Raw genomic sequence first — 19698 nt, forward strand, 5'->3', positions numbered from 1 at the left:
CACTAAAGCGCACGGGGCTGAAGCCGCGCGCGCTGTCTTACGTTACGACGGATAGTGCTTTTTCTGCCACGCCAGCAGCTCAAATACACCAAAGAAGAAGATTTTCGCCTGCGTGGCGCGGCTCAGCTTTGGCGCTTCCTTTGGTTGCGTGGCACGCAGCAGCACCAGCTGCAGGCCGTGCATCACCACCATAAAGAACAGCGCAACGTGGACAAAGTAGCGCAGCGGCGTCGGGAAAGGGTGCACCAGGTTAAGCAGCAGAAATGCCCAGACGCAAATCATCAGCAAACGTCCCAGATTAAGCCACATCATCGGTCTCCTGTTGGCGTTGATAGAGGCGATAGGCCACCTGACCGGCAATCTTCTCGCGATACAGGTCCCAGTTAGCCGGTGCCAGCGGGGTGCCGTGTTCCACTTCGCTCTCAACATAAATCAGCGCATTGGCGGCGAGCCAGCCATTGTTCTCCAGCAGCGTTAGTGTCTCCTGCAGCAGGCCTTTGCGGAACGGCGGATCAACAAACACCACGTCGAATGGCTCGCCAGGCTGGCTTAGCCACTGCAGCGTATTGGTCTGGACGACGCTGGCGTTGCTGGCACGCAGCGTGTGCAGGTTTTGCGTCAGCTGCTGCGCCACGTGACGTTCCAGTTCCAGCAGGGTCGCGGAGGCGGCATAGCGCGACAGCGCTTCTAAACCCAGCGCGCCGCTGCCGGCAAAGCAATCGAGGCAGCGCGCCTGCTGGATATCCGGCGCCAGCCAGTTGAATAGCGTTTCACGCACGCGATCGGTGGTCGGGCGCAGGCCGGCGCTGTCCGGCACCGGCAATTTGCGGCCGCGCCACTGTCCGCCAATCAGGCGAATCTGGCCTGCCGCGCCGCTGTTGCGGGGGGATTTACTCATTTCGCTCACAACTCGTCATAATTTGTTGCGTAGTTTAACGGGCGTAGCAGGCAGAAGAAACGTTAAAAAAGGGTGCTGTGGTGCGCTGGCAGGAAAGTGTTAGACTACTAAGTTGATAAAGCGGACGTAATTGCCTGATTTTTACGCCGCTCACGCGCGAAAAAGTGAATTTTTTATCCCCTGGGAACAGCGTGCTACCGGGAATAAGCCATCGAGGAGTGTGGTCACACAATGGCAAAAGAGAAAAAACGCGGCTTTTTTTCCTGGCTGGGCTTTGGCAAAGAAGAGCAGCAGCCAGCGGAAGAGCAGGCGCAGCAGCAGCCGACCGATCAACCGGCACCCGCCGCTGAAGAGAGCGCGTTAGCAAGCGCCGAAGCGCAGGCCGCCGAAACCGTGATCGTCACTGAACAGGTGGCAGAACAGCAGGCCGAATCGCCGGTTCACGCCGAAGTTGAAATGCATCCCGTTGCGGAGGCAGAAACCGCTGCCGAATCCGACGCTAACGCTGATGACGCAGAAACCGCTGCCGTCAGCGCGATTGAAGAAGAGGTACTGCCGGAAGATCATCCGCAGCCGGAGCTGATGCCGGTTGAAGAGGAACCGCAGGCTGAAGAACTGATTATTGAAGCACCGGTTTTATCTGAGGCGCCTCAGCCAGAGGACGCAGAGGACGCAGACGCACCGCTGAGCGATGAAGAGCTGGAAGCGCTGGCGTTAGCGGAAACCTATGCCGAAGACGCGGCTGAAGAGCGCGTGGCGACAGACACCGTGAGCGATCTGCCGCTGGCGGCCGCGCCGATTGTGGCTCAGGAGCAGGAGCGCCCCACCAAAGAGGGCTTCTTTGCCCGCCTGAAACGCAGCCTGGTCAAAACGCGTGAAAACCTCGGATCCGGCTTTATCAGCCTGTTCCGCGGCAAAAAAATCGATGACGAGCTGTTTGAAGAGCTGGAAGAGCAGCTGCTGATTGCCGATGTCGGCGTGGAAACCACGCGCCGCATCATCACCAGCCTGACGCAACAGGCCAGCCGTAAGCAGCTGCGCGATGCCGAAGCGCTGTATGGCCTGCTGAAGGCTGAAATGGCCGGCATTCTGGAAAAGGTCGATGCTCCGCTGGACGTGGCGGGCAAAACGCCGTTCGTTATCCTGATGGTCGGCGTTAACGGCGTGGGTAAAACTACCACCATCGGTAAGCTGGCGCGTCAGTATCAGGCGCAGGGCAAGTCCGTCATGCTGGCGGCGGGGGACACCTTCCGCGCGGCGGCGGTAGAGCAGCTGCAGGTCTGGGGCCAGCGCAACAAAATTCCGGTGGTCGCGCAGCATACGGGCGCGGATTCTGCGTCGGTCATTTTTGACGCCATCCAGGCGGCGAAATCGCGCCACGTTGACGTGCTGATCGCCGATACCGCCGGCCGCCTGCAGAACAAAGCGCACCTGATGGAAGAGCTGAAAAAAATCACCCGCGTGATGAAGAAGCTGGACGAAGAGGCACCGCATGAGGTGATGCTGACGATTGACGCCAGCACCGGCCAGAACGCCATCAGCCAGGCGAAGCTGTTCCACGAAGCGGTCGGCCTGACCGGCATCACCCTGACCAAGCTCGACGGCACCGCAAAAGGTGGCGTGATCTTCTCGGTGGCCGATCAGTTTGGCATTCCGATTCGTTATATCGGTGTCGGGGAAGGCATCGAAGATTTACGGCCGTTTAAGGCCGCCGACTTTATTGAGGCACTGTTTGCCCGAGAGGAATAATTGGCATGATTCGCTTTGAAGAGGTCAGTAAGGCTTATCTGGGAGGACGCCAGGCGCTGCAGGGCGTGGATTTCCATTTGCGTCCCGGTGAGATGGCGTTTCTGACCGGCCACTCAGGCGCGGGGAAAAGTACCTTACTGAAGCTGATTTGTGGCATTGAGCGCCCGAGCGCCGGGCAAATCTGGTTCAGCGGTCACGATATTTCCCGGCTGCGTCACAGCGAAGTGCCTTTCCTGCGCCGCCAGATCGGCATGATTTTCCAGGATCACCACCTGCTGATGGATCGTTCGGTCTACGACAACGTGGCGATCCCGCTGATTATTTCCGGCGCCAGCGGCGAGGATATTCGCCGTCGCGTATCGGCGGCGCTGGACAAAGTCGGCCTGCTCGACAAAGCAAAAAGTTATCCGATTCAGCTCTCTGGCGGTGAACAGCAGCGCGTCGGCATTGCCCGCGCGGTAGTGAATAAACCGGCGGTGCTGCTGGCGGATGAACCGACCGGTAACCTCGATAACGCGCTGTCAGAAGATATTTTGCGCCTGTTTGAAGAGTTCAACCGCGTGGGCGTTACGGTACTGATGGCGACGCACGACATCGGGCTGATCGCACGCCGCAATTATCGCGTGATGACGCTTAATCAGGGACGTCTGCACGGAGGCCACGATGGTCAATAAACGTAACAAGCGTCCGGCTGCGCCGAAAACGGCGAAGCAGCCGTCAAAGAGCAAAGCGCTGAAAGGCGGCTGGCAGGAGCAGTGGCGCTACGCGTGGCGCGGTACGCTGTCCGACATGTATCGTCAGCCGCTGGCGACGCTGCTGACGGTAATGGTGATCGCGATTTCGCTGACGCTGCCCAGCGTGTGCTACATGGTGTGGAAAAACGTCAGCCAGGCCGCCGCGCAGTGGTACCCGGCCCCGCAGCTGACGGTTTACCTCGACAAAGCGCTGGATGACACGGCGGCAGAGAACGTGACCGCCGAGCTGAAAAAGCTTGATGGCGTGGACAAGGTGAACTACCTGACGCGTGAAGAGGCGCAAAGCGAGTTCCGCAACTGGTCCGGCTTTGGTGGTGCGATGGATATGCTGGAGCAGAACCCACTGCCGGCGGTGGCGATCATCACGCCGAAGCTGAACTTCCAGAACTCCGATACCATGGCCAATCTGCGCGATCGCGTGGCGAAAGTGCAGGGCGTGGATGAGGTGCGCATGGATGACAGCTGGTTTGCGCGTTTAGCCGCGCTCACCGGGCTGGTGGGGCAGGTGGCGTCAATGATCGGCCTGCTGATGGTGGTGGCGGTGTTCCTGGTGATTGGCAACAGCGTGCGTCTGAGCATTTTTGCCCGGCGCGACACCATCAACGTGCAGAAGCTGATTGGCGCGACCGATGGCTTTATTCTGCGGCCCTTCCTCTACGGCGGCGCGCTGCTCGGTTTCAGCGGTGCGGTGCTGTCGCTGATTCTGTCGGAAGTGCTGGTGCTGCGCCTGCAGTCGGTGGTGGCGCAGGTCGCCTCTGTCTTCGGCACCAGCTTCGCGCTGGAGGGCTTTTCATGGGATGAAGGTCTGCTGCTGCTGTTAATCGCGGCCATCATCGGCTGGATTGCCGCCTGGCTGGCGACGGTGCAACATTTACGTCGTTTTACGCCGCAGTAACCCATAGCAACGATTTTTTGATATACTCTTCCTCTGCTGCCGACGACCTGGGAGCAGAGGATTTCTCCGATTTCCCCCGCCGTCATCTGTGTGTAAAATATTCACTGCTATAATTGAACTTGTGGATAACTTTGACGTCCAAGTAGCACAGATTGCTTTTGGTTTTCACGCGTCGTTGACATAATGTAACGGCTGCGCAGGGAAACGAGCAGCAAGTCCATTGAATTTGTGAGGGTTTGAATGACCAAAGAAATGCAAACTTTAGCGATTGCTCCTCTGGGCAACCTGGAATCTTACGTCCGGGCTGCTAACAACTGGCCGGTATTAACGGCAGAAGAGGAAAAAGCACTGGCTGAGCGGCTGCATTACCAGGGCGATCTGGATGCAGCTAAGACGCTGATCCTGTCTCACCTGCGCTTTGTTGTTCATATCGCTCGTAACTATTCCGGTTACGGCCTGCCGCAGGCGGACCTGATCCAGGAAGGTAACATCGGCCTGATGAAGGCGGTGCGTCGCTTCAACCCGGAAGTCGGGGTGCGTCTGGTGTCGTTTGCCGTGCACTGGATCAAAGCGGAGATTCACGAGTACGTGCTGCGTAACTGGCGTATCGTGAAAGTTGCCACCACCAAAGCACAGCGCAAACTGTTCTTTAACCTGCGTAAAACCAAGCAGCGTCTCGGCTGGTTCAATCAGGATGAAGTCGAAATGGTGGCGCGCGAGCTGGGTGTCAGCAGCAAAGACGTGCTGGAAATGGAGTCGCGGATGGCGGCCCAGGATATGACCTTCGACATGTCGTCTGATGACGATGCGGGCGAAGGCAAGCCGATGGCACCGGTGCTGTATCTGCAGGATAAAACCTCTGACTTTGCCGACGGCATTGAAGAAGATAACTGGGATGCGCATGCCGCTGACAAGCTGAGCGATGCAATGCTGAGCCTCGATGAGCGTAGCCAGCACATTATCCGCGCCCGCTGGCTGGATGATGACAACAAAACCACGCTGCAGGAGCTGGCCGACCAGTACGGTGTGTCTGCCGAGCGCGTGCGTCAGCTGGAAAAGAACGCCATGAAGAAACTGCGTATGGCGATTGAAGCCTGATTAACGGCTGACAGATAAAGGGGGCGACCACCGGGTCGCCTTTTTTTATGCGCGCAATAACCGGCGATGACGTATGACCTGTGCGGATTACAGCACGGTCGCCATGAATGGCGACCCTACAGGACACGCATGCATATGCATCGTTAATCACGACCCCACGCAATCTGTACACTCGTTCGCAATCCCCGCAGGGTGCGCATTCATGCGCACCGTTAATCACGCTCCTGCGCCACATACGCATCCATGCGCACCACTCTGCACGGCGTAAAATCGCCGCTTAACGCACCCACCCGTCGCTCTGCGCGCGGAAACCACACGCCTGCATAAACGCCGCGCGTACGCGCTGATCGTCTTCGCCGTCATCGGCAACCCACCAGTGATCCAGCGCGCTGTTCTGCGCTATCGTCTCTTCCAGCAGATACTGCCCTACGCCGCGCCGCCGCGTGACTTCACGCACTTCCAGCTGCGTAATCTTGCCCAGCGTGCCGCGAATCTCCAGCCGCAGCGCGCCGAGCAGGCGATCGTTAAAGCGCGCTGCATACAGCCGCTGCGCTTCACTGAGGCTGGCTTCCAGCTGCGCGATATCCTGCTGCGGCCAGACTTTGGCTAAGTCCAGTCGATCCTGCGGCGTCAGCGTGCTGATGCGCTGAATAGTGAGCTTCATAACCCTTACCTGTACTGGCAGAAAGGCCTTAGTGTAGCGAATTTAGACAGTCAGAGCGCTGTCACTTTTTTGCGATGAAAAGAGGTCAAATGCCAGCCACTTTGCCAGGATTGTGGAGTAAGCCCGCATCGATCGCTGAAAAAGCCAGCATAACGCGCTGGCCAGGTGGTGAAAAACCGGCCATAAAAACCAGAGTAATCTGCTGTTCCCGTCAGCTTTTACTGAATATGTCAGTTGATTTACAGAAGAAAGTTCCTGTTTAATAACCTGAAAAATAAAGCCTTCTTAACAAAAAATGCCAGAAAAGAGCGCTAACTCATTATTCTCAAATCAGTTTTGCTCTTTGACTGGCAGATAAATAACCAATCACAACAGACACGACACAACAGATGGGGAAGTTCGCATGAAAATGAGTAAAGGACGCGCATTACTGGCGGGTTGCGTAGCGCTGGCGATGAGCCATGCGGTACTGGCGAAAGACATCAAAATTGCGATTGTCGGTGCGGCAACCGGCCCGGTGGCGCAGTACGGTGACATGCAGTTCACCGGTGCGGCCCAGGCGATCAAGGACATCAACGCCAAAGGCGGCGTAAACGGCGACAAGCTGGTCGGCGTAGAATATGACGACGCCTGTGACCCGAAACAGGCGGTTGCGGTGGCCAACAAAGTGGTCAATGACGGCATCAAATACGTTATCGGCCACCTGTGCTCCTCCTCCACTCAGCCCGCATCAGACATTTATAACGATGAAGGCATTCTGATGATCACCCCGGCGGCTACCGCGCCTGAACTGACCGCGCGCGGCTATGCCGACGTGATGCGTACCACCGGTCTGGATTCCGATCAGGGCCCGACCGCTGCCAACTACATCCTCGATCAGATCAAACCAAAACGTATTGCCGTGGTACATGACAAGCAGCAGTACGGTCAGGGCCTGGCGGAATCCGTGCAGAAAACCCTGAAGGCGAAAGGCGGCAACGTAGTGCTGTTCGAAGGGATCACCGCTGGCGATAAAGACTTCTCCACGCTGATTGCGCGCCTGAAGAAAGAGAACGTTGACTTCGTTTACTACGGCGGTTACTACCCGGAGCTGGGCCAGATTCTGCGTCAGGCTAAAACGGCCGGTCTGAAAGCCGGCTTTATGGGACCAGAAGGGGTCGGCAACGCTTCCCTGTCTAACATCGCGGGTGACGCCTCTGAAGGCCTGTACGTGACGCTGCCGAAGCGCTACGACCAGCTGCCAGACAACAAAGCGATTGTGGACGCGATCAAAGCCAACAGCGCATCAAACCGCAAAGATCCAACCGGCCCGTTCGTCTGGACCACCTATGCGGCTATTCAGTCACTGGTGGCGGGCATTGAGCGCAGCAAAAGCGATGAGCCTGATGCGATTGCTAAAAACCTGAAAGAGGGTGCGCCGGTACCCACCGTGATGGGTAACCTGAGCTGGGACCAGAAGGGCGATCTGAAGGGCTTCGAATTTGGCGTCTTCAAATGGCACAAAGACGGTTCTTCTACCGCAGTTAAGTAAGCACGCTCCTGAATTGTCCCTCTCCTGATGGGCGAGGGCAGGGTGCGGCACCGCGCACGCGCGCTGAATGAGGCGCTGCGACGTGGTGCTCTCACCCTAACCCGGTGCCGAACGCACCGGGGATTTCCCGTTTACATGCAGGTCCTCACTATGTCCGAGCAGTTTCTCTATTTCATTCAGCAGATGTTCAACGGGGTCACCCTCGGGAGCACCTACGCGCTGATCGCCATCGGTTACACCATGGTTTACGGCATCATCGGCATGATCAACTTCGCCCACGGCGAGGTATACATGATCGGCAGCTATGTCTCCTTTATCGTGATCGCCGCCCTGATGATGATGGGTATCGACACCTCGTGGCTGATGATTGCCGCCGGGTTCGTGATGGCGGTGATTATCTCCAGCGCCTACGGCTGGAGCATCGAGCGCGTGGCGTATAAGCCGGTGCGCTCCTCCAAACGCCTGATCGCGCTGATCTCGGCGATTGGTATGTCGATCTTTCTGCAGAACTACGTCAGCCTGACGCAGGGCTCGCGCGATCTGGCGCTGCCCAGCCTGATCACCGGCCAGTGGACGCTGGGTGAGAGCAACGGCTTTGCCGCCACGCTCACCACCATGCAGCTGGTTATCTGGGTCGTCACCTTCCTCGCGATGCTGGCGCTGACGCTGTTCATCCGCTATTCGCGCATGGGCCGCGCCTGCCGTGCCTGCGCTGAAGATCTGAAAATGGCCAGCCTGCTGGGCATCAACACCGACCGCGTCATCTCACTGACCTTTGTGATCGGCGCAGCGATGGCGGCCGTGGCTGGCGTGCTGCTGGGGCAGTTTTACGGCTCCATTAACCCGTTCATCGGCTTTATGGCCGGCATGAAAGCCTTTACCGCGGCGGTACTGGGCGGCATCGGCAGCATTCCGGGCGCGATGATTGGCGGCCTGGTGCTGGGCATTGCGGAAGCGCTGACATCAGCCTATCTGTCGACCGAATATAAAGACGTGGTGTCGTTCGCGCTGCTGATCGTGGTGCTGCTGGTGATGCCAACCGGTATCCTTGGCCGTCCGGAGGTGGAGAAAGTATGAAACGCCTCGGTCTGGTTAACGCCGTGGTCTCCACGGTGATGCTGCTGGTGCTCGCCAGCTTCTTTATGGGCATGCGCCTCGATCTCGACGGTACCAAACTGGTGGTGGCGAATGCGGGTGCCGTGCGCTGGAACTGGATCTTCCTCGGCTGCGCAGTGGTGTTTGTGTTCCAGCTGCTGCGTCCGCTGTTGCAGGGCAAGCTCAAACGCAGTGGCAAAGGGCTGGTGCTGCCGGGTTTTGACGGTTCGACACCAAAGCAAAAACTGCTGATGCTGCTGGTGATTGTTGCCGCCGTCGCCTGGCCCTTCTTCGTGTCGCGCGGCAGCGTGGATATCGCCACCCTGACGCTGATCTACGTGATGCTCGGCCTCGGCCTGAATGTGGTAGTGGGCCTGTCCGGCCTGCTGGTGCTGGGCTACGGCGGCTTTTACGCCATCGGTGCTTACACCTTTGCGCTGCTGAATCACTATTATGGCTTTGGCTTCTGGGAAAGTCTGCCGCTGGCCGGCATTGTTGCCGGTGCCTTTGGCCTGCTGCTGGGCTTCCCGGTGCTGCGGCTGCGCGGTGACTATCTGGCGATTGTGACGCTCGGCTTTGGTGAGATCGTGCGTATTCTGCTGCTGAACAGCACATCAATCACTGGCGGTCCCAACGGAATCGCGCAGATTCCCAAGCCGAGCCTGTTTGGTATTGAATTTGGCCGGCGCGTCAGTGAAGGCGGCTGGACCACCTTCCACGATCTGACGGGCCTGGCGTACGATCCCAATCACCGCGTGATTTTCCTTTATCTGGTGGCGCTGTTGCTGGTGGTGCTGACGCTGTTCGTCATCAATCGTCTGCTGCGCATGCCGCTGGGCCGAGCGTGGGAAGCGCTGCGCGAAGATGAGATCGCCTGCCGTTCGCTCGGTCTTAGCCCAACGCGCATCAAGCTGACGGCCTTTACCATCAGCGCGGTGTTTGCCGGTTTCGCCGGTACGCTGTTTGCCGCGCGTCAGGGCTTTGTCAGCCCGGAATCTTTCACCTTTGTCGAGTCCGCGTTTGTGCTGGCGATTGTGGTGCTGGGCGGCATGGGTTCGCAGCTGGCGGTGATCCTGGCCGCGATTCTGCTGGTGGTGTCGCGCGAGCTGATGCGTGATTTGAACGAGTACAGCATGCTGGTGCTCGGTGGGTTGATGGTGCTGATGATGATCTGGCGTCCGCAGGGGCTCCTGCCGATGAAGCGTCCGCACCTGAAGCTGAAACAGGCAAAACAAGGAGAGCAGGCATGAGTCAGCCTTTATTAGCCGTTGAAGGCCTGATGATGCGCTTCGGCGGCCTGCTGGCCGTCAACAACGTGGCGCTGGAACTGCATCCGCAGGAGATCGTCTCGCTGATTGGCCCCAACGGGGCGGGGAAAACCACGGTATTCAACTGCCTGACCGGTTTCTATAAGCCAACGGGCGGTACCATCAAACTGCGCGATCAGCCATTGCAGGGCCTGCCGGGGCAGAAGATTGCGCGCATGGGCGTGGTGCGGACCTTTCAGCACGTGCGCCTGTTCCGTGAGATGACGGTGATTGAAAACCTGCTGGTGGCGCAGCATCAGCATCTGAAAAGCGGCGTGTTCTCCGGGCTGTTTAAAACCCCGGCGTTCCGGCGCGGCGAGAGCGAAGCGCTGGACCGTGCGGCCAGCTGGCTGGAGCGCATTGGCCTGCTGGAGCTGGCTAACCGCCAGGCCGGCAATCTGGCTTACGGCCAGCAGCGCCGGCTGGAGATCGCCCGCTGCATGGTGACGCGTCCGGAAATCCTGATGCTCGACGAACCGGCGGCCGGCCTCAACCCGCGCGAAACGCACGAGCTGGATGAGCTGATCGCTGAACTGCGCGGCGAACACAAGGTGACGGTGTTGCTGATTGAACACGATATGAAACTGGTGATGGGCATTTCTGACCGCATTTATGTGGTGAATCAGGGAACGCCGCTGGCCAACGGTACGCCGGAAGAAGTGCGTAACAACCCGGATGTGATCCGTGCTTATTTAGGTGAGGCGTAACATGGCGAACCCGATTTTAACTTTACAGGGCGTCAGTGCGCACTATGGCCCGATTCAGGCACTGCATAACATTAATCTGCACATCAGCCAGGGCGAAATCGTGACGCTGATTGGCGCTAACGGCGCAGGCAAAACCACGCTGCTCGGTACGCTGTGTGGCGAACCGCGCGCCACCAGTGGCACCATCACCTTTGATGGCAAAACCATTACCGACTGGCAGACGGCAAAAATCATGCGTGAAGCGATTGCCATCGTACCGGAAGGCCGGCGCGTGTTTTCGCGCATGACGGTGGAAGAGAACCTGGCGATGGGCGGTTTCTTCGCGACGCGTCAGCAGTATCAGGAGCGCATTGAGCGCGTTTATCAGCTGTTCCCCCGGCTGGCGGAGCGCAAAGTGCAGCGCGCCGGCACCATGTCCGGCGGTGAGCAGCAGATGCTGGCGATTGGCCGCGCGCTCATGAGCCAGCCGCGCCTGCTGCTGCTGGACGAGCCATCGCTGGGTCTGGCGCCGATCATTATCCAGCAGATTTTCGACACCATCGAACAGCTGCGTAAAGAGGGCATGACCATCTTCCTCGTCGAGCAGAACGCCAACCAGGCGCTGAAGCTGGCCGATCGCGGCTACGTGCTGGAGAACGGTCACGTGGTGCTGGAGGATAGCGGTGAAGCGTTGTTATCCAATGAAGCGGTGAGAAGCGCGTATTTAGGCGCCTGACCTGGCTTTGGTCATGACGTTGGTGCGGTTTTGCCCTCACCCTAACCCTCTCCCGCACGCGGGAGAGGGAACCGTACGGCAGCGTTTTTCAGACCAGGTTGCTATCCTGGCATCCTCCCGGACTTCTCTCGCCCTGCAGAAGAAGGCATCAGCGCACCGCCTTTTATCCCCCTCTCCCCGTGGGAGAGGGCCGGGGTGAGGGCATCAGCGCGCACTAACCCCGTCATATTCCCGTCATAATCCTGTTATTTTTCCGTCATTTCCCCGTGTCATGTTACTTCGCGAACAAAAAATGCGTGATATCGCGCGCGCCACAAGCACAGGAAACCCTTATGTCCGCTTTTACGCTTCGTCCCCGCCTGATGAGTCTGCTGCTCGGTCTGGCGATCAGCGGTAATGCGCTGGCTGCTACCGAAATCCCTTTCTGGCACTCAATGGAAGGCGAGTTAGGCAAAGAAGTCGATTCTCTGGCACAGCGTTTTAACCAGGCTCACCCGGATTACAAAATCGTTCCGACCTACAAAGGCAACTATGAGCAGAGCCTGGCCGCGGGTATCGCTGCGGTGCGCAGCGGTAAGGCACCGGCCATTCTGCAGGTTTACGAAGTGGGCACCGCCACCATGATGGCCTCTAAAGCCATCGTGCCGGTGCATGAAGTGTTTAAAGACGCCGGCGTGCCGATGGATCCGAAACAGTTTGTTCCTGCGGTTGCCGGTTACTACAGCGACAGCAACGGCCAGCTGATCTCGCAGCCGTTCAACAGCTCCACGCCGGTGCTGTACTACAACAAAGACGCGTTCAAAAAAGCCGGTCTCAACCCGGATCAGCCACCGAAAACCTGGCAGGCGCTGGCGCAGGATGCCGCCGCGCTGCGTAAAGCCGGCATGAGCTGCGGCTATGCCAGCGGCTGGCAGGGCTGGATTCAGATCGAAAACTTCAGCGCCTGGCATGGCCTGCCGGTTGCCACCAAAAACAACGGCTTTGACGGTACCGACGCGGTGCTGGAGTTCAACAAACCCGTGCAGGTGCGCCACATCCAGCTGCTGGAAGAGATGAATAAGAAAGGTGATTTCACCTACTTTGGCCGTAAAGACGAGTCGACGTCCAAGTTCTATAACGGCGACTGCGGTATCACCACCGCCTCATCCGGTTCGCTGGCCGACATTAAGCATTACGCCAAATTCAACTTTGGCGTGGGCATGATGCCGTACGATGACACCGTGCCGAACGCACCGCAGAACGCCATTATCGGTGGCGCCAGCTTGTGGGTGATGAAAGGCAAAGATGCAGCGACGTACAAAGGCGCGGCGGAGTTCATGAAGTTCCTCGCCCAGCCGGATATTGCGGCAGAATGGCACCAGAAAACCGGTTATCTGCCGATCACCACCGCGGCTTATGAGCTGACCAAACAGCAGGGCTTTTATGACAAAAACCCGGGCGCCGACATCGCCACGCGGCAGATGCTGAATAAAGATCCGCTGCCGTTCACCAAAGGGATGCGTCTGGGCAACATGCCGCAGATTCGTACCATCGTCGACGAAGAGCTGGAAGGCGTGTGGACCGGCAAACAGTCGCCACAGGCAGCGCTGGACAACGCGGTGAAACGCGGCAACGAACTGCTGCGTCGCTTTGAACAGCAAGTGAAGTAATTCCGTAATGGCGGGATGGACGGGTAAGTCCGTCCCGCTGTCTCTTTCTGACGAGCCTGCTATGTCTTCATCATCACGTCCGGTTTTCCGTGCCCGTTTGTTGCCGTATCTGCTGGTGGCCCCGCAGCTGGCGATCACCGCGATCTTTTTTCTCTGGCCCGCCGGAGAGGCGCTGTGGTACTCGCTGCAAAGCATCGATCCGTTTGGCATCTCCAGCACCTTTGTTGGCCTTGATAACTTCCGCCGCCTGTTCAGTGACGACTACTACCTTGATTCGTTCTGGACCACCCTCGTGTTTAGCGCGCTGGTGACGGTATGCGGCATGACATTCTCGCTGCTGCTGGCGGCACTGGTGGATTACGTTATCCGGCTGAAAAAGCTTTATCAGACGCTGCTGCTGCTGCCGTATGCGGTGGCGCCGGTAGTTGCGGCGGTGCTGTGGATGTTCCTGTTCAATCCGGGGCTGGGGCTGTTCAGCCATCTGCTGAACCAGCTTGGCTACAACTGGAACTATGCGCAGAACAGCGGTCAGGCGATGTTCCTGATTGTACTTGCGTCGATCTGGCAGCAAATGAGCTACAACTTCCTGTTTTTCTTTGCCGCGCTGCAGTCCATTCCTAAATCGCTGGTGGAAGCCGCGGCGATTGACGGTGCCGGACCGGTGCGCCGTTTCTTTAATCTGTCGCTGCCGCTGATTACGCCGGTCAGCTTTTTCCTGCTGGTGGTGAATCTGGTTTACGCCTTTTTCGACACCTTCCCGGTGATCGATGCCGCCACCGGCGGCGGGCCGGTACAGGCCACCACCACGCTGATCTACAAAATCTACCGCGAAGGCTTCACCGGACTCGATCTCTCGTCGTCCGCCGCGCAGTCGGTGGTGCTGATGCTGCTGGTCATCGGGCTGACCATTCTGCAATTCCGCTTTGTCGAGCGTAAGGTGCAATACCAATGATTGAAAACCGACGCGGGCTGGATATCTTCGCCCACACGCTGCTGGCGCTGGGGGTGCTGACCATTCTGTTCCCGCTTTACGTGGCGTTTGTCGCCGCGACGCTGGATAACAACGCGGTGTATCAGGTGCCGATGACGCTGGTGCCGGGCCCGCATCTCATCGACAACATCACCCACATCTGGCGCGATGGCGTCAACGGCAGCGCGGCGTTTGGCCTGATGATGCTGAACAGCCTGATCATGGCGCTGGGCATCACCGTGGGCAAAATCACGGTGTCGATGCTGTCGGCTTTTGCGCTGGTGTGGTTTCGCTTTCCGCTGCGCACGCTGTTTTTCTGGCTGATCTTTATCACCCTGATGCTGCCGGTAGAAGTGCGTATTTTCCCGACGGTGGAGGTGATCTCCACGCTGCACATGCTGGACAGTTACAGCGGTCTGACATTGCCGCTGATGGCCTCCGCGACCGCCACGTTCCTGTTCCGCCAGTTTTTTATGTCGCTGCCGGATGAGCTGATTGAAGCGGCGCGCATTGACGGCGCCAGTCCGATGCGTTTTTTCTGGGATATCGTGCTGCCGCTGTCAAAAACCAATCTCGCCGCGCTGTTTGTCATCACCTTTATTTACGGCTGGAACCAGTATCTGTGGCCGCTGCTGATCATCAACGATGCCGGCCTGAGCACTGCCGTGGCGGGGGTGAAAAGTATGATCAACACCAGCGGCGGTCCGACGCAGTGGAACGAAGTGATGGCGGCGATGTTATTAACCCTGATCCCACCGGTGGTGGTGGTGCTTGTGATGCAGCGCGCTTTTGTGCGTGGCCTGGTGGAGAGTGAGAAATAGATGGCAGCGGTAACCCTTCAGACCGTGACGAAATCGTATGACGGCAAAAACCAAATCATTCAGCCGCTGAACATCACCATCAATGACGGTGAATTTATGGTGATGGTCGGCCCATCCGGCTGTGGAAAATCGACGCTGCTGCGCATGGTGGCCGGGCTGGAGCGCGTCACGTCAGGCGATATCTACATCGATGATCGGCGCGTCACCGACATGGAGCCGAAAGATCGCGGCATCGCCATGGTATTCCAGAATTACGCGCTCTACCCGCACATGACGGTGGGAGAAAACATGGCTTACGGCCTGAAAATCCGCGGCATGGGCAAGGAACAGATTACCCAGCGGGTGATGGATGCGGCGCGCAGTCTGGAGCTTGATCACCTGTTGCAGCGCCGTCCGCGCGAGCTCTCCGGCGGCCAGCGTCAGCGCGTGGCCATGGGCCGCGCCATCGTGCGGGAACCGGCGGTGTTTCTGTTTGATGAGCCGCTGTCGAACCTGGATGCGCGCCTGCGCGTGCAGATGCGTCTGGAGCTGCAGCAACTGCACCGCCGGCTGAAAACCACCAGCCTGTACGTCACGCACGATCAGGTTGAAGCCATGACGCTGGCGCAGCGCGTGATGGTGATGAATAAAGGCGTGGTGGAGCAGGTGGGCACCCCGGTGGAGGTGTATGAGCGTCCGGCCAGTCAGTTTGTTGCGTCGTTCATCGGCGCGCCGGCGATGAACCTGCTACCCGGTCAGATTAACAGCGATGGCTCGCGCTTTACGCTCGACGCGCTCAACAGCCTGCCGCTCGGCGCAGGCAAAGCGCGATGGGCCAACCGTCCGCTGACGCTCGGCATTCGTCCCGAGCATATTCAGCTCAGCAGCCGTGAGGCCGGCGGTGTGCCGCTGGTGGTGGATACGCTGGAGATCCTCGGCGCGGACAATCTTGCGCATGGCCACATTGGCAACACGCGGCTGGTGGTGCGTTTGCCGCATAGCGAGCGGCCGCAGGCTGGCAGCAGCCTGTGGCTACAACTGCCGCCAGATGCGTTACACTTCTTCGATTCTACCCATGGAAAGCGTCTGGAATGAGTGTAAAAAAATGGCCCTATCCGCACATTGTTGCGCATCGCGGCGGCGGCAAGCTGGCCCCGGAAAACACCCTGGCGGCGATTGATGTTGGCGCGCACTACGGTCATACCATGATCGAATTCGACGCCAAACTGTCACAGGATAAGCAGATTTTCCTGCTGCACGATGACACGCTGGACCGCACCAGCAACGGCTGGGGCGTGGCGGGCGATCTGCCGTGGCAGCAGCTGGCGCAGCTGGATGCCGGCAGCTGGTTTAGCCGTGAATTTGACGGTGAACCGCTGGCATTGCTGAGCGAGGTGGCCGCGCGCTGCCGCCAGCATCAGATGATGGCCAACATTGAGATCAAACCCAGCAGCGGTACAGAGGTGGAAACCGGACGTGATGTGGCGCTGGCCGCACGAACGCTGTGGCAGGGACAAACGGCACCGCTGCTGTCCTCGTTCTCGTACGCGGCGCTGGAAGCGGCGATGCAGGCCGCGCCGGAGCTGCCGCGCGGCCTGCTGCTGGATGAGTGGCACGACGACTGGCAGACGCTTACCGCCGCGCTCGACTGCGTCTCCATCCATTTAAATCATCGCTTACTGGACGCCGGACGCACCGCCGCGCTTAAAGCCGCCGGTCTGCGTATTCTGGTGTATACCGTGAATCAGCCCGCGCGGGCGCGCGAGCTGCTGAGCTGGGGCGTGGATGCCATCTGTACCGATCGCATTGATGCTATCGGCCCGGACTTCCGTTAATTGCCGTACTGCGTTTGTGTATTGCTGTTCTGCTGGCCCGGCTGCGACTGAATCACGCGCTGCCGGGCGCTATCGCGCCGCTCCTGCAGCTTACGCTGCATCTCCTGATTTTGCTGCTGCTGATCCTGACGCAACTGCTGCTGCTGTTGCTGCTGCTGGACCTGCATGCGCGTCTGCATCCGCTGCTGGCTTGGGTTATAGCCGGGTTGATTCGGTTGGTTAGTGTTGTTCAGCATGTTCGCCATGCCGCTCAGCGGCATCAGTGCCGCGATAACAATCAGCCATTTTTTCATGGTGTTCCTCCATCAGTGCGGCCTGCTGTGTGAGGTTGCTCGCCACCCGGCAGCAACCGCCGCAACCATAAGTTTATGCGATATCACAAACCCCAAAACCAGGAGTGCACCTAATTTGGCTTAACTGCTATCTTTTTTACAGTATTTGCAAACACTTGCAGCAATCAATAACAAATGTAAACAACTGAAAGGATGGTGGCGGGATGAGGATACATAACGGTGTGCGCCAGTTCGGCTGGGCGCTGTTAATGAGTTTTACCGTGGTGCAGGGGGCGCAGGCGGCGCCAGCCAGCGCACCGCCGGTGTCATATGGCGTCTACAGCGACACCTTTCATCCGGTGAAAGCGCAGCACGGGATGGTTGCATCAGTGGACGCCATGGCAACCCGGGTGGGCGTCGATATCCTCAAACAGGGGGGTAACGCGGTAGATGCAGCGATTGCGGTGGGCTTTGCGCTGGCGGTCACCCACCCGCAGGCGGGCAACCTGGGCGGTGGCGGCTTTATGCTGCTGCGCACCGCTGCCGGCCGCACCACCGCCATCGATTTCCGCGAGATGGCGCCGGCGCGTGCCTCGCGCGATATGTTCCTGGATAAGCAAGGCAATGCGGATAGTAAGTTATCACTCACTTCTCATCTGGCTTCGGGCACGCCGGGAACCGTAGCCGGTTTTGCCCTGGCGGCGCAGAAGTACGGCACGCTGCCGCTCAGCACGCTGCTGGCGCCGGCGATCAAACTGGCGCGCGACGGCATCATCGTTAACGATGCGCTGGCTGACGATCTCGCTACCTACGGTAAAGAGAACCTGATCAACCACGACAACAGTCGCGCCATTTTCTACAAAGCCGACGGTCAGCCTTACCAGAAGGGCGATCGCCTGGTGCAGAAAAACCTCGCGCACAGCCTGCAGCTGATTGCTCAGCAGGGGCCGGATGCTTTCTACAAAGGCAAAATTGCCGATGAGATCGCTGCCGAAATGGCGCAGCACGGCGGACTGATTGGCAAGGCGGATCTGGCGGCCTACCGCGCAGTGGAACGCAAGCCGGTAAGCGGCAGCTACCGTGGCTACGAGGTGTTCTCCATGCCGCCACCGTCGTCCGGCGGCATTCATATTGTGCAGATCCTCAATATCCTGGAAAACTTCGACCTGGCGAAATGGGGCTTCGGCAGCGCGGACGCGATGCAGGTTATGGCCGAAGCGGAAAAATATGCCTACGCCGACCGCTCCGAGTATCTCGGCGATCCCGACTTCGTTAAGGTGCCGCAGCAGGCGCTGACCAGCAAAGCCTACGCCAAAACGCTGGCTCAGCAGATTGACGTCAACAAGGCGCGCCCTTCAGCCGACATCAAGCCCGGCAAGCTGGCACCGTACGAGAGCAATCAAACCACTCACTTCTCGGTGGTGGATAAAGACGGAAACGCGGTGGCGGTGACCTACACGCTGAACACCTACTTTGGCAGCGGCGTGGTGGCCGGTAACAGCGGCATTCTGATGAACAATGAAATGGATGATTTCTCTGCCAAGCCGGGCACGCCAAACGTCTATGGCCTGGTGGGCGGTGAGGCGAACGCGATTCAGCCGGCCAAACGTCCGCTGTCATCGATGTCGCCAACCATTGTGGCGAAAGACGGTAAAACCTGGCTGGTCACCGGCAGCCCGGGCGGCAGTCGGATTATCACCACCGTGCTGCAAATGGTGGTGAACAGTATCGATTTCGGCATGAACGTGGCGGAAGCTACCAATGCGCCGCGCTTCCACCATCAGTGGCTGCCGGATCAGCTGCGCGTCGAGAAGGGCTTCAGCCCGGATACGCTGCGTCTGCTGGAAGCAAAAGGTCAGCATGTGAAAGTGCTGCCGGCGATGGGCAGCACGCAGAGCATCATGATTGGCCCGGACGGCATGCGCTACGGCGCGTCCGACCCGCGCTCGGTGGATGATTTGAGTGCCGGGTATTAACGTCGCGCAATAAATTGCGCCGCTACCTCACCGTGCACCGGCCGGTAGCGGCGCGATTCATCGCGCATTCCCTTTCAGACGCGCCATGTAGTGCGTATCGATCATCTGGCCGTCGCGGACCGCGAAACCTCTGGCGGTACCTTCAATCTCAAAACCAAACTGCTGATACAAACCCATGGCCTGGTGGTTATCCGCAAACACTGTCAGTTCAATCCGCGTGACCTGCAGCCAGTTGTCGCACAGATCCACCATCGCCGCCATCAGCGCTTTACCCACGCCGCGCCGATGGAATGCCGGATCAACGCCCATGCCGATAGTGGCGCAGTGACGGCGGCGTGCCACCGCCATAACTTCCAGCGTCAGCTGACCGACAACCTGCCCGTCAATACAGGCCACCAGCATGGTGACATGGGGACGGGGATTCGCGAGCCGCTCCTGCCAGAGTGACGGTGACTGATACGGCAGATGCAGCGTGCCCGCCTGAGTTTCCGGCTGGCTATAGATACGCGTCAGAACGGCGGCATCTTCGGGCGTTGCGTGACGAACAGTAACCTGACTCATAAAGCAGCTCCTTGCAATCAGTGAATGAAATCCCCTTTAACATCAGGGAATTCGCGCGCAACGTCAACGGTAAAAAAATCGGGAAAGGGCTTTACAGACGCGAATGATAATGATTATTATTGTCAACGCGAATCCGGCTGCGTCTCCTGACAAACCGGGTAAGCACGACATTGCTCACATTGCTTCCAGTGTTTCTTAGCCAGCTCGGGTGCTGGCTTTTT

20 protein-coding genes are annotated in these 19698 nt (G+C 58.6%); 15 read left to right on the forward strand and 5 right to left on the reverse strand.

From position 1 onward, the window contains the following. Nucleotides 1-42: 42 nt before the first annotated feature. Together F3I21_RS13295 and rsmD are read right to left on the reverse strand one after the other, a co-directional pair. Nucleotides 43-309, reverse strand: a complete 267-nt coding sequence (locus tag F3I21_RS13295; RefSeq protein ID WP_021313674.1) for a DUF1145 family protein — start codon at nucleotides 307-309, stop codon at nucleotides 43-45. Continuing rightward, the gene (rsmD, locus tag F3I21_RS13300; RefSeq protein WP_058780905.1) at nucleotides 299-898 is read right to left on the reverse strand and encodes a 16S rRNA (guanine(966)-N(2))-methyltransferase; all 600 of its coding nucleotides are present in this window, start codon (nucleotides 896-898) and stop codon (nucleotides 299-301) included. Before rsmD ends, F3I21_RS13295 begins: the two co-directional genes overlap by 11 nt. 231 nt (nucleotides 899-1129) lie before the next feature. Between rsmD and ftsY the strand changes: the two genes are divergently transcribed. The 4 genes from ftsY (at nucleotide 1130) to rpoH (ending at nucleotide 5395) form a co-directional block, all read left to right on the forward strand. Next, the gene (ftsY, locus tag F3I21_RS13305) at nucleotides 1130-2647 is read left to right on the forward strand and encodes a signal recognition particle-docking protein FtsY (RefSeq protein WP_058780904.1); all 1518 of its coding nucleotides are present in this window, start codon (nucleotides 1130-1132) and stop codon (nucleotides 2645-2647) included. A gap of 5 nt (nucleotides 2648-2652) precedes the next feature. Further along, on the forward strand, nucleotides 2653-3321 hold the full coding sequence (ftsE, locus tag F3I21_RS13310; RefSeq protein ID WP_021508011.1) for a cell division ATP-binding protein FtsE: 669 nt from the start codon (nucleotides 2653-2655) through the stop codon (nucleotides 3319-3321). After that, a complete protein-coding gene (gene ftsX, locus F3I21_RS13315) occupies nucleotides 3311-4297 on the forward strand; it encodes a permease-like cell division protein FtsX (RefSeq protein WP_021508010.1) in 987 nt (328 codons plus the stop codon). The genes ftsE and ftsX overlap by 11 nt, the downstream gene beginning before the upstream one ends. A 240-nt stretch (nucleotides 4298-4537) precedes the next feature. Beyond that, nucleotides 4538-5395 carry an RNA polymerase sigma factor RpoH gene (gene rpoH / locus F3I21_RS13320; protein ID WP_021508009.1) on the forward strand — a complete coding sequence of 286 codons (858 nt, stop codon included), beginning with the start codon at nucleotides 4538-4540 and terminating at the stop codon, nucleotides 5393-5395. 277 nt (nucleotides 5396-5672) lie between these two features. Here the strand turns inward: rpoH and panM are convergent, their stop codons facing one another. Next, the gene (panM, locus tag F3I21_RS13325; protein WP_021508008.1) at nucleotides 5673-6059 is read right to left on the reverse strand and encodes an aspartate 1-decarboxylase autocleavage activator PanM; all 387 of its coding nucleotides are present in this window, start codon (nucleotides 6057-6059) and stop codon (nucleotides 5673-5675) included. 403 nt (nucleotides 6060-6462) lie between these two features. Here panM and F3I21_RS13330 point away from each other — a divergent pair, with 403 nt between their 5' ends. The 10 genes from F3I21_RS13330 to ugpQ all read left to right on the forward strand — a co-directional run bounded on the left by F3I21_RS13330 (nucleotide 6463) and on the right by ugpQ (nucleotide 16668). Then, the gene (locus tag F3I21_RS13330; protein ID WP_021508007.1) at nucleotides 6463-7590 is read left to right on the forward strand and encodes a branched-chain amino acid ABC transporter substrate-binding protein; all 1128 of its coding nucleotides are present in this window, start codon (nucleotides 6463-6465) and stop codon (nucleotides 7588-7590) included. A 150-nt stretch (nucleotides 7591-7740) separates the two neighbouring features. Beyond that, nucleotides 7741-8667, forward strand: a complete 927-nt coding sequence (gene livH, locus F3I21_RS13335; RefSeq protein ID WP_010615899.1) for a high-affinity branched-chain amino acid ABC transporter permease LivH — start codon at nucleotides 7741-7743, stop codon at nucleotides 8665-8667. Next, the gene (locus F3I21_RS13340; RefSeq protein WP_058780903.1) at nucleotides 8664-9935 is read left to right on the forward strand and encodes a high-affinity branched-chain amino acid ABC transporter permease LivM; all 1272 of its coding nucleotides are present in this window, start codon (nucleotides 8664-8666) and stop codon (nucleotides 9933-9935) included. The genes livH and F3I21_RS13340 overlap by 4 nt, the downstream gene beginning before the upstream one ends. Beyond that, entirely contained in the window at nucleotides 9932-10699 is a 768-nt protein-coding gene (gene livG, locus F3I21_RS13345) for a high-affinity branched-chain amino acid ABC transporter ATP-binding protein LivG (protein ID WP_021508005.1), read from the forward strand. The genes F3I21_RS13340 and livG overlap by 4 nt, the downstream gene beginning before the upstream one ends. A gap of 1 nt (nucleotide 10700) precedes the next feature. Further along, the gene (gene livF, locus F3I21_RS13350) at nucleotides 10701-11414 is read left to right on the forward strand and encodes a high-affinity branched-chain amino acid ABC transporter ATP-binding protein LivF (RefSeq protein ID WP_010615896.1); all 714 of its coding nucleotides are present in this window, start codon (nucleotides 10701-10703) and stop codon (nucleotides 11412-11414) included. Nucleotides 11415-11746: 332 nt separating this feature from the next. After that, a complete protein-coding gene (ugpB, locus tag F3I21_RS13355) occupies nucleotides 11747-13063 on the forward strand; it encodes a sn-glycerol-3-phosphate ABC transporter substrate-binding protein UgpB (protein WP_058757579.1) in 1317 nt (438 codons plus the stop codon). Nucleotides 13064-13124: 61 nt separating this feature from the next. Beyond that, on the forward strand, nucleotides 13125-14015 hold the full coding sequence (gene ugpA / locus F3I21_RS13360; protein ID WP_031279792.1) for a sn-glycerol-3-phosphate ABC transporter permease UgpA: 891 nt from the start codon (nucleotides 13125-13127) through the stop codon (nucleotides 14013-14015). After that, on the forward strand, nucleotides 14012-14854 hold the full coding sequence (ugpE, locus tag F3I21_RS13365; RefSeq protein ID WP_021508002.1) for a sn-glycerol-3-phosphate ABC transporter permease UgpE: 843 nt from the start codon (nucleotides 14012-14014) through the stop codon (nucleotides 14852-14854). The genes ugpA and ugpE overlap by 4 nt, the downstream gene beginning before the upstream one ends. Then, entirely contained in the window at nucleotides 14855-15928 is a 1074-nt protein-coding gene (locus tag F3I21_RS13370; RefSeq protein WP_021508001.1) for a sn-glycerol-3-phosphate import ATP-binding protein UgpC, read from the forward strand. Further along, nucleotides 15925-16668, forward strand: coding sequence for a glycerophosphodiester phosphodiesterase (gene ugpQ, locus F3I21_RS13375; RefSeq protein WP_150059138.1), 744 nt, complete (start codon nucleotides 15925-15927; stop codon nucleotides 16666-16668). Before F3I21_RS13370 ends, ugpQ begins: the two co-directional genes overlap by 4 nt. On the opposite strand, the gene F3I21_RS13380 is transcribed toward ugpQ, so the two are convergent. Further along, entirely contained in the window at nucleotides 16665-16961 is a 297-nt protein-coding gene (locus F3I21_RS13380) for a DUF2756 domain-containing protein (protein WP_058757576.1), read from the reverse strand. The two genes, ugpQ and F3I21_RS13380, sit on opposite strands and share 4 nt — an antisense overlap. A 203-nt stretch (nucleotides 16962-17164) precedes the next feature. Between F3I21_RS13380 and ggt the strand changes: the two genes are divergently transcribed. Next, nucleotides 17165-18916, forward strand: coding sequence for a gamma-glutamyltransferase (ggt, locus tag F3I21_RS13385; protein ID WP_150059139.1), 1752 nt, complete (start codon nucleotides 17165-17167; stop codon nucleotides 18914-18916). A gap of 57 nt (nucleotides 18917-18973) precedes the next feature. On the opposite strand, the gene F3I21_RS13390 is transcribed toward ggt, so the two are convergent. Next, the gene (locus tag F3I21_RS13390; RefSeq protein ID WP_058770006.1) at nucleotides 18974-19477 is read right to left on the reverse strand and encodes a GNAT family N-acetyltransferase; all 504 of its coding nucleotides are present in this window, start codon (nucleotides 19475-19477) and stop codon (nucleotides 18974-18976) included. Between the last annotated feature and the right edge of the window lie 221 nt (nucleotides 19478-19698).

The sequence above is a fragment of the Pantoea sp. B_9 genome (genome assembly GCF_008632015.1).
Taxonomy (GTDB): Bacteria; Pseudomonadota; Gammaproteobacteria; order Enterobacterales; family Enterobacteriaceae; genus Pantoea; species Pantoea dispersa.